We start from the raw sequence: 14,549 nt of genomic DNA, 5'->3' as shown, positions 1-14,549 counted from the left end.
ACCACTACACCTCTGGCCGCTACCTCTGGTCGGAGCGGGCGCGCAGGTCGGCCACCAGGTCGGCCAGCTGCTCGGTGCTGAGCGACATGCCCTCGAAGGCCGCGAGCCGATCCAGCGGGAAGTTGCCGATGACCTCGGGCTCCACCATGGTCTTGCCGTGGCGCTCGAAGTGCTCGGCCAGCAGCGGACCGCCGACCGGGTCGTCGTGCCACTCCTCGTAGGTCGACGCCGACGTCAGGTGCGTGGTCGCGCGGTCGCCGCCGGTGATCTCGATCGTGGCGGTGCCGCGGATGTCGCGCGCCGACGCGCCGACCTCGATGACGAACGCGCCGGGTTCGAGGAACCAGCGTCGCTCGGCCGGGTGCCAGTAGGAGAGGTCGCGTCCCGAGAGGGTGAACCGCACGCGGTGGGAGTGCCCGACCTCCAGCGACTCCTTGGAGAAGCCACGCAGCTCGTGCACCGGCCGCGCCACGGCGGACTGCGGGTCGCCGACGTAGAGCTGCACGATCTCCGAGCCGTCGACGTCGCCCACGTTGGTCACCGTGACGGCGACGAGCACGGCCTCCTCGGTCTCGGCGGTCGCGTCGGGGTCGATGACGCGCACGTCCAGGTTGGTGTAGTCGTAGCGCGTGTAGGACAGCCCGTGGCCGAACGGGTAGGCCACGGCTTGGTGGCGGGTGTCGTAGCCGCGGTAACCCACGAACACCCCCTCGCCGTAGCGCACCTCGCCGAGCGCGCCCGGGAAGTTGCCGAACGACGGGTTGTCCTCGAGCGCCAGCGGGAGCGTCTCGGTGAGCTTGCCGGACGGGTTCACGACGCCGAGCAGCACGTCGGCGAGGGCCTCGCCACCGGCCTGCCCGAGCAGCCACCCCTCGACCACGGCGTCGACCCGGTCGTGCCAGCCGGCGAGGGTGACCGCGGAACCGTTCGACAGCACCACCACGGTGGGCTTGTCGAGGTCGGCCATCGCGTCGATCAGCGCGCGCTGGTTCGGCGGCAGGTCCAGGTGGGTGCGGTCGTAGCCCTCGGACTCGTAGCGGCTGGGCAGCCCGGCGAACACGACGAGCACGTCGGCGTCCGCGGCGGCCGCGACCGCCTCGTCCAGCAGGGCATGGTCCGTGGCCTCGTCGAGAGCCACGTCGTAGCCCGCGGCGAAGGTCAGTCGGTCGCCGACCGTGCGCTGCAGGGCGCTGAGCGCGTCCGACACCTGGGTCGGGTTGACCTGGCTGGACCCGGCCCCCTGGTAGCGCGGCGTGCGGGCCAGCTCGCCGACGACCAGCAGGCGCTCGCTGGCCGCGGGGTCGAGGGGGAGCAGGGGCCGGGCCGAGCTGGTGGTGGAACCGCGAGACTCGTTGCGCAGCAGCACGATCGACTCGAGCGCCGCCGCCTTCGCGATCGCGTGCTGGGTGTCGTGGTCGACGGGTGCAGCAGGCTCGGCCTGCTCGGTCATGGCGCGTGAGATCAGGTCGAGCACCCGGCCCACGGCGCGGTCGAGGTCAGCCTCGTCCAGGCGCCCCTCGCGCACCGCGGCGACGACCTCGGCCGGGGTCTTGTCCTGGTGGCCGGGCATCTCGAGGTCGAGACCGGCGGCCAGGCCCTTGACCCGGTCGACGACGGCTCCCCAGTCCGAGACCGTCATGCCCTCGTAGCCCCACTCGTCGCGCAGCACCTCGGTGAGCAGCCACGGGTCCTGGCTGACCCACTCCCCGTTGACCTTGTTGTAGGACGCCATGACGGTCCACGGCTTGGCCTGCTTCACCGTGCGCTCGAACGCCGGCAGGTAGATCTCCCGCAGGGTCCGCTCGTCGACCACGGCGTTCACGCGCAACCGGTCCGTCTCCTGGTTGTTGACCGCGTAGTGCTTGACCGACGTGCCGACGCCCTGGCTCTGGATGCCGCCGACCATCGCGACGGCCAGCTCGCCGGCGACCAGCGGGTCCTCCGAGAGGTACTCGAAGTTGCGCCCGCACAGCGGGGACCGCTTGATGTTGATGCCCGGCCCGAGGATGACCGCGAGCTCCTCGGCGCGACCCTCGTGCCCGAGCGCCTCGCCGACCCGGCGCACCAGGGCGCGGTTCCACGAGGAGGCGAGGCCGACCGCCGGCGGGAAGCAGGTGGCGGGGTTGGAGCCGCCGATGCCGACGTGGTCGGCCTGCGAGCCCTGCTTGCGTAGACCGTGCGGTCCGTCCGCGACCATGACGCTGGGGATACCCAGTCGGTCGACCGGGACGGTGTGCCAGAAGTCGAGCCCGCTGGTGAGCGCGGCCTTCTCCTCGAGGCTGAGCTGGGCGAGCAGATCAGGGGTGTCCAGGCCGGTCATGATCCACCGTTCGTCGTTGACGGGTTGTGCGTGCCGTTGTGTTGCCGCGGTCCGGGGCCGCGCCGGTGCAGCGCACCTGAAAATGGTGCCGGCGCCCCATAGCGTGACCCGACTCTAGTAGGAGTCCCCGGTCGGCAGGGAAGTGATGGTCCACGCCCTGGAGGGGGTGGCTGGCTTGGCGCAGCTGTCCTTGCGCTCGTCACCGGTCGGCGCGAGCTCCAGGCGCAGCAGCCACGAGCGTCCGTCGGTGTGCGTCACGTGCGCGAGGATGCCGCCCGCCATCGAGATCCGGACGCGGAAGGCGTGCGGGTCGGTCTCGCCCGTCTCGGCGCGCACGAACGACTCGGCCGCCTGTGCCGGGGCGGGCAGGCAGGACCGGCCCCGGTCGTGGCTCGGGCCGAGTGCCCCGGCGGCCAGCTCGTCGCGGGCGGAGGCGTCGACGATCTCGACGGCCAGCTCGGTGGTGAGGTTCGCGACCGTGTGACCGGTGGGGAGGGCTACCCCGGTGGGAGCGAAGCGGTGGCCCCCGGTGTGCGTGCACTCCCACACCCGCCCGGGGCGCTGCTCGGCTGCCGCGCGGGCGATCGGGCGGCCCCGCACGGCGCAGCACACGTCGCGCTTGGAGTTGGTGCAGACCAGCAGGATGCCGGTCGTCGTGGTCAGGTGGCCGGGCACGACGGCCCGCGCCGCGAACGCGCCGCCGGCCCCCAGGTCGGCGAACGGCAGCTCGAGCAGCGTGGCTGGTCGCACCACGGTGCCGACAAGCAGCCAGGGTCGACCGACAGCCAACCCGCCGGACACGAAGACCCGTCGAGGGCTGGCGTGCTCGATGTCGGAGTGCGCCCCGGGCGCACGGATCAGCAGGAAGCGGCCCCCGGCACGGGCGCACGCGTCCTCGATCGCCCGGCCGACCTCAGGATCCAGGTGGGACTGGACGATCGCGTCCCGCCCCCAGGGGCCGGGCTGCTCCAGCGCCACGATGAAGGTGGCCTGCGCCGCCGAGCCGTAGACGGGGAGGCCGGACCGCTCCCACGCGATCGAGCAGGCGTCGGCGGGCAGGCTGCCGCGGCCGGTCATGGGTGCGGCACGGTGGCGCGAGCCGGCTCCTGGTCCGCGGGGATCGTCCGCGGACGCTCGATGCCGGCGGCGGCATAGATCTCCGGCTCGTCGAGCGTCTCGGCGTCGAGCAGCGCCGTCACGATGCCGTCGAGCTGGTGGCGGTGCTCGCGCAGCTGGTCGACCGCCCGGCCGTAGCACTCGTCGATGATCCGCCGCACCTCCTCGTCGACCGTCGAGAGCATCTTGTCGGAGATGCCCATCATCCGCGGGTCGCCGTCGGACGGCAGGATCGTGACCGGCCCGACCTTTTCGGACATGCCCCAGCGCCCGACCATCTGGCGAGCGATGGCGGTGGCGTTCTCGAGGTCGGACTCGGCGCCCGTGGTGATGACGTCGTAGACGACCTCCTCGGCGGCCATGCCGCCGAGCGCGCCGATGATCCGACCCTTGAGGTAGTCCTCGTCGTAGCCGTAGCGGTCGCTCTCGGGGGTGGACAGCGTCACGCCGAGGGCGCGGCCGCGCGGGACGATCGACACCTTGCGGACCGGGTCGGCACCGGGCTGCAGCATGCCGAGCAGGGCGTGGCCGGCCTCGTGGAAGGCGGTGCGGCGGCGCTCCTGCTCGGGCATGACCACGTTGCGGGCGGCCCCGAGCTGGACCTTCTCGAGGGCCTCGCTGAAGTCCTTCATGGTGACCTGCTGCTGACCGGCCTTCGCGGCGAGCAGCGCGGCCTCGTTGACCAGGTTGGCGAGCTCGGCGCCGGTCATCCCGGGGGTGGCCTTGGCCATCGCGTCCAGGTCGACGTCTGCGGCGAGCGGCACCGACCGGGTGTGCACGCGCAGGATCTGGACCCGACCCTTGGCGTCGGGGGCGTGGACCATGATCGTGCGGTCGAACCGGCCGGGTCGCAGCAGCGCCGGGTCGAGCACGTCCGCGCGGTTGGTCGCGGCGAGGACGACGACACCCTCGGAGCCGGAGAAGCCGTCCATCTCGGTGAGGATCTGGTTGAGGGTCTGCTCCCGCTCGTCGTGGCCGCCCATCGCGCGCGAGCCGCCCCGGGCCCGGCCGATGGTGTCGATCTCGTCGATGAAGATGATGGCCGGCGCCAGCTTGCGGGCCTCCTCGAACAGCTCGCGGACGCGCTGCGCACCGACACCGACGATCATCTCGATGAACTCCGACGCCGACGCAGAGAAGAACGGCACCGACGCCTCCCCGGCGGTCGCCCGGGCCAGCAGCGTCTTGCCGGTGCCGGGCGGGCCGGCGAGCAGCACGCCCTTGGGTGCCCGGGCACCGAGCGCGCGGTACTTGTCGGGGTGCTTGAGGTAGTCGACGACGTCGGCGATCTCGTTCTCCACCTCGTCGATGCCGGCGACGTCGTCGAACGTGACCCGCACCTTCTCGGGGTCGACAGGCGCCGACTTCTTGCGCCGCATCCCCATGCCACCCATGCCGCCCATCGCCTGGGCCTGGCGGCGCATCAACCAGACCCACAGGCCGATGATCAGGACCCACGGGAGCAACGACACGAGCAGGTTGGCCAGCAAACCGCGCTGCTCGGTGACCGGCTTGGCGGACACGATGGTGCCCTGCTTGGTCAGCTCGGCGTAGAGCTGATCGTCGGCCCAAGTGGGCCGCTCGGTCGTGAACTGGGTGTAGGTCTCACCCCCGCTTGCCTCGGGCAGCGGTGCCGCCGCCTTGAGGTCGCCCTCGATGGTGTCGCCGCGGGCGTAGACGTCCTTGACGTTGCCCGCCTGCACCTGTTTGGCGAACTCGGTGTAGGCGACCTCCTTGGGACCGGTCATCGAGTCCTGGATGGACAGGATGCCGAACAGCCCGAGGTAGATCAGGGCGCTCGTGAGCAGGAAGCGTCGCCAGCTGAAGGGCGGGCGCTCGCCCGAGCCCGACGCGCCGGACGGCTTGTCGTCGGGGACACCCTCGGTGCGCCACGGCTTGGGCTTGTCGGCCTCGTCGCGCGGCTGCTGGCCCTGCTTCTGCTCTGCCATGCGCCCAGCGTACGTGCCTGCACCGACACACCCCCTCGGCTGCCCACGCGAACCGTGACCGCGCGGCCCGCCGAGCTGGCACCCCGAGGAGCCTCTCGAGGAGCCTCCCGAGCAGCCGGCCGAGCCGTCAGCCGACCGCGGCGAACCGGCTGCGGTAGGTGCTGGGGGCTACGCCGACCTGGCGCCGGAAGTGGTCGCGCAGCACGACCGCCGAGGCGAATCCCACGCGCGCCGCGACCTGCTCGACGGCGAGGTCGCTCTGCTCGAGCAGCTCGCGGGCTGCGAGGACGCGCTGGCGGACTAGCCACTGGTGCGGCGTCGTGCCCACCTCGGCGAGGAAGCGACGAGCGAAGGTGCGCTCGCTCATCATGGCTCGTCGCGCGAGCGACGCGGCGGTGTGCGGCTCGTCCAGGTGGTCGCTCAACCAGTCGACGAGACCGGCGAGGCTGTCGCCCGAGGGGGTGGGGACGGGCCGGTCGACGTACTGCTGCTGGCCACCGTCGCGGTGCGGCGGCACCACCATCCGCCGGGCGATCCGGGTCGCGACAGCCGTGCCGAGCTCGCGGCGCACCAGGTGCAGGCACGCGTCGATGCCGGCGGCGGTGCCGGCGCTGGTGATGAGCCGCCCCTCGTCCACGTAGAGCGAGTCGGCGTCGACGATGACGTGCGGGTGGCGTCGGCCCAGCTCGTCGGCGTACATCCAGTGGGTGGCGCAGGTGCGGCCGTCGAGCAGGCCGGTCGAGGCGAGCAGGAACGCGCCGGTGCACACCGACAGCAGCGTGGCCCCGGCGTCCGCGCAGGCCAGCAGCGCGTCGGTGATCTCTGCCGGCACCGGCCGGATGGGGGAGCCGTCGGGCTCGATCGGGCTGGCTCCGAGGACCACGAGGTCGCACCCCGCGAGGCCGGTCAGGTCGTGGGTGGCGGTGATGGTGAGCCCGGGCGCGGTCGTCTTGGTGGCGAGCGGTCGGCTCGGGTCGGCGGCGCAGACGCGGAACTCGAACGGCGGGCAGCCGTCGTCGGTCCGGTCGATGCCGAAGATCTCGGCCACGACGCTGAACTCGAACAGGGACACCGGCTCGGTCGCCAGCAGTCCCACGGTGGTCAGCGTCATGCAGCCACCGTAGTTGGCGGGAATCCTGTGGTCAATGTCTTTCAAGCCACTCGTGGCGATAATCCTGCGGTGGCAAATTTGCTGCCATGACCACCACGACAGCAACCCTCATCGTCCTCGTCCTGCTCGTCACCGCGCTGGTCGCGCTCCTGGAGCACACCGACCGGCGCCACCGCCGCACCCCGGCCGGCTCCGGAGCACGTAGCGCGGGGCTCGGCCTCGGGTCTCGTCGCGCCGACCGTGACCTCGAGCGGATCACCGTAGAGACCGCCCAGGCCGGGTCGCAGGAGCCGCTGGCCCGCCGGGTGGTCACGGCGCTCGCCGCGGCCGGCACCGCAGCTCCCGGCCACCGCGTGATCGTCCAGCGCTCGTGGGCGCCCACCCGCTGGTGGCGCGCTCATCCGCAGGCTCACGCTCAGGTTCAGGCTCACGCCATGATTCAGGGGCCTGGCCGGGGCCGAGCCGCCTGAGGCTACTCCTTCGACGTCTGCACGACGTCGTCCAGCGAGTCCGGGTCGTAGTCGCTGTGATCGACCAGGATCCGCTCCCGCGGCCCGGTGGGTGCCGGCAGGTCGAGCAACGCGTCCTGCCCACCGGCCGGGCCGTGAGTGCGTCCCGAAGCTCCGGCGGACCCACCGGCGCGACGGGCACGACCCGCACCACCAGAGCCACCAGCGCTACCCGCACCACCAGCGCTACCCGCACCACCAGCGCTATCGGACCCACCATCGGCACCGGACCCACCAGGCGCCTCGTCGGGGGAGCCGCCGGCGCCGACCGCGCCACCGTCGGAGGGGCCAGGTCGGTGGGCACCGGCGATGGCGGCGATCGCACCCTTGCCGGGCGTGCCCGAGCCGTCGCGGCGGTGGTCGGGCTCGGGCAGGGCGACGGCGCTACCGGTGGCGCTGGACGCCCGGGCCGGCCAGGCACCGGCCCAGCCGAGGACCAGCACGTCCTCGCCGCGCAGGAACCGGTGGCAGCGCACCCCGCCGGTCGCGCGCCCCTTGCCCGGGAACTCGCTGAAGGCGGTGACCTTGATCGAGCCGGCCTGGGCACCGGACGTCGAGGAGGACCCCGACGAGGTGACGACGACGTTCTCGGCCGTGGGGTCTACCGCACCGAACCACAGGGCCGAGGCCTTCGATGCCAGCTTGACCCCCGCGATGCCACCGCCACCCCGTCCCTGGGGGCGCACGCCGGCCGCCGGGAAGTGCAGCAGCTGGGCGTCGGTGGTGACGAAGCAGAGCTCCTCGTCGCCGGTGCTCAGCTCGACGGCGCCGACGACCCGGTCACCGGGGCGCAGCGCGATCACCTCGAACGAGTCGCCCTTCGGATAGTCGGGGGTGACTCGCTTGACCACACCGTGGGCCGTGCCGAGGGCCAGGCCGACCGAGGTGGGGGACAGCGACATGATCGTGAGCGGCCGCTCACCCTTCGCGAGCTCGACGTAGGCCGCGAGGGGCGCGCCACCCGACAGCGACGGGGCGCCGTTGGTCGGGGGCAGCGTGGGCAGCTCGAGCGCCGACAGCTTCACGAGCCGGCCGGCGGAGGTGACCAGCCCGAACTCACCGCGCGCGGTCGTGGCCACGGCCCCGATGATCGCGTCGTGCTTGCTGCGGCCGCCGTCGTTGCTCGGCGGGGTCGGGCCGTTGGTGCGGGCCAGCAGCCCCGAGGACGACAGCAGCACGTAGCACGGGTCGTCGCTCACCTCGAGCGGCGTGGCGGAGATGGCAGGGGTGCCGGCCGACTCGAGCAGCACCGTGCGACGCGGGGTGCCGTGCGCCTTGGCGACCTCGTCGAGCTCCTTGCTGACCAGCCGCATCAGCAGCCGCTCGTCGGCCAGCAGGTCGCGCAGCTCGGCGATCTCGGCCTGCAGCTGGTCGCGCTCGTTCTCGAGCTCGATCCGGCTGAACTTGGTGAGCCGGCGCAGCTGCAGGTCCAGGATGTAGGTCGCCTGCGGCTCGGACAGGTCGAAGACGTCCATCAGGCGGGCTCGGGCGATGCCGGCGTCGTCGGACGAGCGGATCACCGCGATGACCTCGTCGATGTCGAGGATCGCGATGAGCAGACCCTCGACCAGGTGGAGGCGGTCCTCCTTCTTGGCGAGCCGGAACTCGCTGCGCCGCCGCACGACGTCGGTGCGGAAGTCGACGAAGACGCGCAGCAGGTCCTTCAGCCCGAGCGTCTGCGGCTGACCCCCGACCAGGGCGACGTTGTTGATGCCGAACGAGTCCTCCATCGGCGTCAGCCGGTAGAGCTGATCGAGGACCGCCTCGGGGTTGAAGCCGTTCTTGATCTCGATGACCAGTCGCAGGCCGTTCTTGCGGTCCGACAGGTCCTTGAAGTCGCTGATGCCCTGCAGCCGCTTGGACTGGACCAGGTCCTTGATCTTGTCGCGGACCTTCTCCGGGCCGACCAGGTATGGGAGCTCGGTGACGACGATGCCCTTCTTGCGGGGCGTGACGTTCTCGATGGTGACCGTCGCGCGGGTGCGGAAGGTGCCGCGGCCGGTGAGGTAGGCATCCCGGATGCCGTCCAGCCCGACGATCCGTCCACCCGCGGGCAGGTCCGGTCCGGGCACGAAACGCATCAGGTCATCGAGGCTGCACTGCGGGTTGCCGATCAGGTGACGGGCCGCGGCGATGACCTCGACCAGGTTGTGCGGCGGCATCTGCGTCGCCATGCCGACCGCGATGCCGCTCGCGCCGTTGACCAGCAGGTTCGGGAACGCCGCCGGCAGCACCGACGGCTGCTGCTCGGACTCGTCGTAGTTGGGGACGAAGTCGACGGTGTCCTCGTCCAGGCTCGCCACCATCAGTAGCGCGGACGGCGACATCCGCGCCTCGGTGTAGCGGCTCGCGGCCGGTCCGTCGTCCAGCGAGCCGAAGTTGCCGTGCCCGTCCACGAGCGGCAGCCGCATCGTGAACGGCTGGGCCATGCGCACCAACGCGTCGTAGATCGCGGTGTCGCCGTGCGGGTGGTACTTACCCATGACCTCACCGACGATGCGGGAGGACTTCACGTGGGCCCGCTCGGGTCGCAGCCCCAGCTCGTGCATGCCGTAGAGGATCCGTCGCTGCACCGGCTTCAGCCCGTCCCGCGCGTCCGGCAGGGCCCGCGAGTAGATGACCGAGTAGGCGTACTCGAGGAACGCCCCCTGCATCTCCTGCTCGACGTCGATGTCGAGGATCTTCTCGTCGTAGACCTCGTCGGTCGGTGGCGCGGGGGTGCGGCGGGCCATGCGGTGGAGCTCCTCGGGGTCAGGTTTCCGATCCTGCCCATCCTGTCCCACGCCACCGTAACCCGGCCGCAGGCTCGCCGTCGGGTCTACCCGGGCGTGGGGGTGGGCTGGGGGGTGGCGCGGCTGTGGCGCCGGCCGCGCCAACCCGCCGAGACGGCGGTTGGTGACCGAGATGGCGGTTGGCGACGCCAACCCCGCCGAGATGGCACTTCGGCACCGAGATGGCGGTTGGTGACCCCAACCCCGCCGAGATGGCAGTTCGGCACCGAGATGGCTGGTGTACCAACCATCTCGGTGCCGAAGTGCCGTGTCGACGGCGCGGGCGTGCCCAAGTGCCGTCTCGACCACGCAGCCCGAGTCGAGCGCTGCGGCAGTCGAGACCGACCTAGATCAGGTCGAGCATCACCGGGTCGGCCAGGTCGATGACGGCCTGGCGGGCGTCCTTGGCGTCCTTGGCGCGACGGGCGGCGTCGGCCATCCGCTGGCAGGTGCCGAGGTCGTGCAGGCGCAGGGCGGTCTTGACTGCCTTGATCTTGCCGACGGCCATGGACAGCGACGAGACGCCGAGGCCGCAGAGCACGAGCGCGAGCAGCGGGTCGCCGCCGGCCTCGCCGCAAACACCGATGGGCTTGCCGGTGATCCGACCGCCGTCGCAGGCCATCTTGATGATGTCGAGCAGCGCCGGCTGCCAGATGCCCAGCAGCCCCGCGAGCTCGCCCTGCATGCGGTCCGCCGCAAAGGTGTACTGCGACAGGTCGTTGGTGCCGAGCGACGCGAAGTCGCAGACCTCGAGGATGTCCGTCGAGCGGATCGCGGCCGCGGGGACCTCGATCATCGTGCCGGCCACCTTGATGCCGTGCTTGCGGCACTGGTCGGCGAAGAACTGCGCCTCCTCGCGGATGGCCACCATCGGGGCCATCACCCAGACGTTGCCGCCGGTCGCCTTCTGAGCGGCGGCCAGCGCGTCCAGCTGGGTCTCGAGCAGGTCGGTCCGCCGGCGCTGCAGCCGTAGACCGCGCACACCGAGAGCGGGGTTCTCCTCCTCGCCGAGGTTGGCGAACGCCAGCGGCTTGTCGGCGCCGGCGTCGAGGGTGCGCACGACGACTTTGCGGTCCCCGAACGCGCGGAAGACCCGCTCGTAGGTCTCCTGCTGCTCCTCCAGCGTGGGCGCGGTGTCGCTGTCGAGGAAGAGCACCTCGGTGCGGAACAGGCCGACACCCTCGCAGTCCTCCGCGGCCGCGCGCTCGGCGTCCTCGGCCGTGCCGATGTTGGCGAGCAGCTGGACCCGGGTGCCGTCCTTGGTGACGCCGTGACCCCGGACGTTGGACAGGGCGGCCGCACGCCGGCGCGAGCGCTCGGCGAGCTGCTCCTTCTCGGCGTCCGTGGGGGCGACGATGACCTCGCCGACGCCACCGTCGATGGCGACGTGGGTGCCCTTCGGGATGTCCAGCGCGCCGGCGACCTGCACCACGGCAGGGATGCCCAGCTGGGCGGCGAGGATCGCGGTGTGCGACGTCGCCCCGCCGGCCTGGGTGATGATGCCGAGCGTGGTGGTCGGAGTCAGGGTGGCGGTCTCGGCGGGCGCGAGGTCGAGCGCCACGAGGATGCTCGGCTCCTCGAGGTCGGGGACGCCCGGCTCCGGCACGCCGAGCAGGCGGGCGATGGTGCGGTCGCGCACGTCGCGCAGGTCGGTGACGCGCTCGGCCATGTAGCCACCGAGCGACTCGAACATCGCGCAGTACTCCTCGGTCGCGTCGTTGACCGCGTTGGTGATGCCCTTGCCCTCGGCGAGGTGCTTGTCGATGCCCTGGGCGAGGCCCGGGTCCTGGGCCATCATGGCCCCGGCCTCGAGGATGGGCTTGGCGTGGTCGTCGGCGCGGGAAGCGCGCTCGGTGAGCGAGGCGGCCACCTCGGCCATCGCCTCGCGGACCTTCCCGCCTGCGGCGGCGGCGTCCGTCGTCGGCTCCTCACCGGCCGGTGGCTTCGGTGCGGGACGCACCTGGACCACCGGCCCGTGAGCCGTGCCGACGCTGACACCGATCCCGGTGAGGGTCTGGTGGTCAGCCATCAAGGTCACTCCGCGTCGAGGTCGCGCTCGAGGAGCGCCACGAGCGAGTCGAGCGCCGCGTCGGCGCCGTCGCCCTCGGCCTCGAGGGTGACGGTCTCGCCGTGCTTGGCGCCGAGCGCCATCACACCGAGGATCGAGCGCGCGTCGACCGGAGCCCCACCCTCCTTGGCGATGGTGACCGGCAGGCCCGTGGAGGTGGCGGCCTGGACGAACATCGCCGCGGGACGGGCGTGGAGTCCGACGGACGAGGCGATGGAGACGGTGCGGGTTGCCATGGAGGGTTCTCCTTCAGTGGGTGGTGCGGTGGTCAGTCAGTAGATCGTGCAGTGGTCGTTGCGACGGTGCGCTCAGACCTCGACCGCGTGCCTGGAGCGGTCGGCCGCCTTGAGGGTCACGACGAGGAAGCCGGTGATGATGGCCCCCACGACGATCGACAGCAAGAACATGAGCGGGTTGGTGATGAGCGGCGTCACCCAGAGGCCGCCGTGCGGGGCTCGGCTGCCCGAGCCGAACGCCATGATCAGCGCCCCGGTGACGGCCGAGCCGACCATCGAGGAGACGATCACGCGCCACGGGTCGGCGGCGGCGAACGGGATGGCGCCCTCGGAGATGAACGACGCGCCGAGCAACCAGCAGGCCCGGCCGTTCTCGTGCTCGGACTTGGTGAACAGCTTGGGTCGCACGGTGGTCGCGAGGGCCAGGCCCCACGGTGCCACCATGCCCGCGCCCATGACGGCCGCCATGATCTTCAGCTGCGGGGCGTCGGTCGCGGTGGCGCTCACCGCCGCGAGTCCGGTGGTGCCGAAGGTGTAGGCCACCTTGTTGACCGGGCCGCCGAGGTCGAAGCCCATCATCAGTCCGAGGATCGCGCCGAGCAGGATGGCGTTCGAGCCGCTCATGCTGGTCAGGCCGTTGGACAGCGCGTCCATCAGCGACTTGATCGGTCGACCCAGCAGCAGCACCATCGCGGCGCCGGTGATCAGGGTCGACAGCAGCGGGATGACCACCACGGGCATGACGCCGCGCACGCCCTTGTGGACGTTCCAGCGGCTGATCCAGCGGGCGGCGAAACCGGCGATGAAACCGGTCACGATGCCGCCGAGGAAGCCCGCCTGCATCGTCGCGGCGATGAAGCCGCCGACGATGCCCGGCACGAGGCCGGGACGGTCGGCGATGCCGAACGCGATGAAGCCGGAGAGGATCGGCACGAGGAAGCCGAACGCCGCGCCGCCGATCACGAAGAACAGTGCGGCCCAATGCATCCCGTCGGCCGGGTTGAAGACGTTCTGCAGGATCTTCGAGGGGTCCTCGGCGCCCGGCGAGAGCGTGTAGGCCGTGACGTCGATCGCCCCGCGGCTGCCGCCAAAGACCTGGGCGAGCATGAAGCCGATGGCGATCATGATGCCGCCGGCCGCGACGAACGGGATCATGTAGGAGACACCGGTCATCAGCCACTGGCGGATCTTGGTGCCGATGCCCTGGCCCTCAGGAGCGGGCGCGGCTGCGGGCCGGGGGGCCGTGGCCGCAGCAGCCGCCGGGGCGGCCCCCGCCGAACGTGCCCGGGCCATCTCGGCCGCCTGGGCGATCAGGGCCGGGCCGTCGGAGATGGCCTTCTTGACGCCCACGTCGATGATCGGCTTGCCCTCGAACCGGCCGCGGTCCTTGACCTCCAGGTCGTGCGCGAAGATCACGGCGTCGGCGCGGGCGATCAGGTCGGGGTCGAGCTGGTCGCCGCCGGCGGAGCCCTGGGTCTCCACGTGCATCGTGTGCCCGGCCTCCTCGGCCGCGGCCTCCAGCGCCTCCGCGGCCATGTAGGTGTGCGCGATGCCGGTGGGGCACGAGGTGACGCCGACGAAGGTCAGCGGCCCGGTGCTCGCCGAGTCCGTAGCACCAGCGGCACCAGCGGCACCAGCAGCGCCCGCGGCACCCGCCGTGGCGGCCGTGCTACCGGATCCGCCTGAGGCGCGGGCCTCCTCGGCCGCCGCGACGGCCTGGGCCACCAGCTCGGGACCGGACGAGATGGCCTTCTTGACGCCCACGTCGATGGTGGGCTTGCCGGCGAACCGGCCGCGGTCCTTGACCTCCAGGTCGTGCGCGAAGATCACCGCGTCGGCCTCGTCGATGACCCCCTGGGGGATCGGGTCGGAGCCCGCCGAGCCCTGGGTCTCGATGACGATGGTGTGCCCGGCCTCCTCGGCCGCCACCTCGAGGGCCTCGGCCGCCATATAGGTGTGCGCGATGCCGGTCGGGCACGAGGTCACTCCAACCAGTCTCATGCGTTGACGACCTCACGATCGACGATGGCGACGACCTCGCCGGCGTCCTTGGCGTTGCGCAGCGAGTCCTTGAACGAGGCGCGCATCAGGCGACGGGCGAGCGCCGCGAGGATCTTCAGGTGCTCCTCACCGCCACCGTCGGGCGCGGCGATCATGAAGATGAGGGTGGCCGGACCGTCCTCGGCACCCCAGTCGATGCCCGAGCTGCTGCGGCCGAAGACGAGCGAGGGCTCCTTGACGTGCGCGGAACGGCAGTGGGGGATCCCGATCCCGCCCGGCAGACCCGTGGGCATCTGCTCCTCGCGCTTGGCGATGTCGGCGAGGAAGGCATCGAGGTCGTCGACGCGTCCGGCATCCACGAGGGTCTGGGCCAGGATGCGGGACGCGGCCTGGCGGTCGGGGGCCTCGAGATCCAGGACGACCTGCTGCTCGGTGATGAGGGACATGATGTGCTCCTTCTGCTGAACG

General features: G+C 71.8%; 10 protein-coding genes. 1 reads left to right on the top strand and 9 read right to left on the bottom strand.

Features of this window, described 5'->3' with window-relative positions; translation table 11 throughout:
• Positions 1-19: 19 nt before the first annotated feature.
• The 4 genes from MM440_RS12765 to MM440_RS12750 all read right to left on the bottom strand — a co-directional run bounded on the left by MM440_RS12765 (position 20) and on the right by MM440_RS12750 (position 6,496).
• Positions 20-2,320, bottom strand: coding sequence for a glycoside hydrolase family 3 C-terminal domain-containing protein (locus MM440_RS12765; protein ID WP_241444724.1), 2,301 nt, complete (start codon positions 2,318-2,320; stop codon positions 20-22).
• A gap of 114 nt (positions 2,321-2,434) precedes the next feature.
• Positions 2,435-3,397, bottom strand: a complete 963-nt coding sequence (locus MM440_RS12760) for a sucrase ferredoxin (RefSeq protein ID WP_241444723.1) — start codon at positions 3,395-3,397, stop codon at positions 2,435-2,437.
• The gene (ftsH, locus tag MM440_RS12755) at positions 3,394-5,385 is read right to left on the bottom strand and encodes an ATP-dependent zinc metalloprotease FtsH (RefSeq protein ID WP_241444722.1); all 1,992 of its coding nucleotides are present in this window, start codon (positions 5,383-5,385) and stop codon (positions 3,394-3,396) included. Before ftsH ends, MM440_RS12760 begins: the two co-directional genes overlap by 4 nt.
• A 127-nt stretch (positions 5,386-5,512) precedes the next feature.
• Complete coding sequence (locus tag MM440_RS12750; protein ID WP_241444721.1) at positions 5,513-6,496, bottom strand: GlxA family transcriptional regulator; 984 nt, start codon at positions 6,494-6,496, stop codon at positions 5,513-5,515.
• Between the two features lie 86 nt (positions 6,497-6,582).
• Between MM440_RS12750 and MM440_RS12745 the strand changes: the two genes are divergently transcribed.
• The gene (locus MM440_RS12745; RefSeq protein WP_241444720.1) at positions 6,583-6,966 is read left to right on the top strand and encodes a hypothetical protein; all 384 of its coding nucleotides are present in this window, start codon (positions 6,583-6,585) and stop codon (positions 6,964-6,966) included.
• A gap of 2 nt (positions 6,967-6,968) precedes the next feature.
• Here MM440_RS12745 and MM440_RS12740 read toward each other — a convergent pair whose 3' ends face one another.
• The 5 genes from MM440_RS12740 to MM440_RS12720 form a co-directional block, all read right to left on the bottom strand.
• A complete protein-coding gene (locus MM440_RS12740) occupies positions 6,969-9,737 on the bottom strand; it encodes a DNA gyrase/topoisomerase IV subunit A (RefSeq protein WP_241444718.1) in 2,769 nt (922 codons plus the stop codon).
• A gap of 385 nt (positions 9,738-10,122) precedes the next feature.
• Entirely contained in the window at positions 10,123-11,805 is a 1,683-nt protein-coding gene (gene ptsP, locus MM440_RS12735) for a phosphoenolpyruvate--protein phosphotransferase (protein WP_241444716.1), read from the bottom strand.
• Positions 11,806-11,810: 5 nt separating this feature from the next.
• Complete coding sequence (locus MM440_RS12730) at positions 11,811-12,080, bottom strand: HPr family phosphocarrier protein (RefSeq protein WP_241444715.1); 270 nt, start codon at positions 12,078-12,080, stop codon at positions 11,811-11,813.
• 72 nt (positions 12,081-12,152) lie between these two features.
• Positions 12,153-14,081 (bottom strand): PTS fructose-like transporter subunit IIB, encoded by a 1,929-nt coding sequence (locus tag MM440_RS12725; RefSeq protein ID WP_241444714.1) that lies wholly within the window; start codon positions 14,079-14,081, stop codon positions 12,153-12,155.
• Complete coding sequence (locus MM440_RS12720; protein ID WP_241444713.1) at positions 14,078-14,527, bottom strand: PTS sugar transporter subunit IIA; 450 nt, start codon at positions 14,525-14,527, stop codon at positions 14,078-14,080. The genes MM440_RS12725 and MM440_RS12720 overlap by 4 nt, the downstream gene beginning before the upstream one ends.
• Positions 14,528-14,549 lie beyond the last annotated feature (22 nt).

This window comes from Arsenicicoccus piscis (assembly GCF_022568835.1).
GTDB classification, from domain to species: domain Bacteria; phylum Actinomycetota; class Actinomycetes; order Actinomycetales; family Dermatophilaceae; genus Arsenicicoccus; species Arsenicicoccus piscis.
Note: the sequence above shows the minus strand (reverse complement) of the source record. Positions and strands in the feature narration are given on the sequence as shown.

Bases quoted from the DNA above. Each gene is read 5' to 3' on its own strand.
- MM440_RS12745 (WP_241444720.1), top strand. From the start codon at position 6,583: ATGACCACCACGACAGCAACCCTCATCGTCCTCGTCCTGCTCGTCACC.
- MM440_RS12720 (WP_241444713.1), bottom strand. From the start codon at position 14,527: ATGTCCCTCATCACCGAGCAGCAGGTCGTCCTGGATCTCGAGGCCCCC.
- ptsP (WP_241444716.1), bottom strand. From the start codon at position 11,805: ATGGCTGACCACCAGACCCTCACCGGGATCGGTGTCAGCGTCGGCACG.
- MM440_RS12725 (WP_241444714.1), bottom strand. From the start codon at position 14,081: ATGAGACTGGTTGGAGTGACCTCGTGCCCGACCGGCATCGCGCACACC.
- MM440_RS12730 (WP_241444715.1), bottom strand. From the start codon at position 12,080: ATGGCAACCCGCACCGTCTCCATCGCCTCGTCCGTCGGACTCCACGCC.
- ftsH (WP_241444722.1), bottom strand. From the start codon at position 5,385: ATGGCAGAGCAGAAGCAGGGCCAGCAGCCGCGCGACGAGGCCGACAAG.
- MM440_RS12740 (WP_241444718.1), bottom strand. From the start codon at position 9,737: ATGGCCCGCCGCACCCCCGCGCCACCGACCGACGAGGTCTACGACGAG.
- MM440_RS12765 (WP_241444724.1), bottom strand. From the start codon at position 2,320: ATGACCGGCCTGGACACCCCTGATCTGCTCGCCCAGCTCAGCCTCGAG.
- MM440_RS12760 (WP_241444723.1), bottom strand. From the start codon at position 3,397: ATGACCGGCCGCGGCAGCCTGCCCGCCGACGCCTGCTCGATCGCGTGG.
- MM440_RS12750 (WP_241444721.1), bottom strand. From the start codon at position 6,496: ATGACGCTGACCACCGTGGGACTGCTGGCGACCGAGCCGGTGTCCCTG.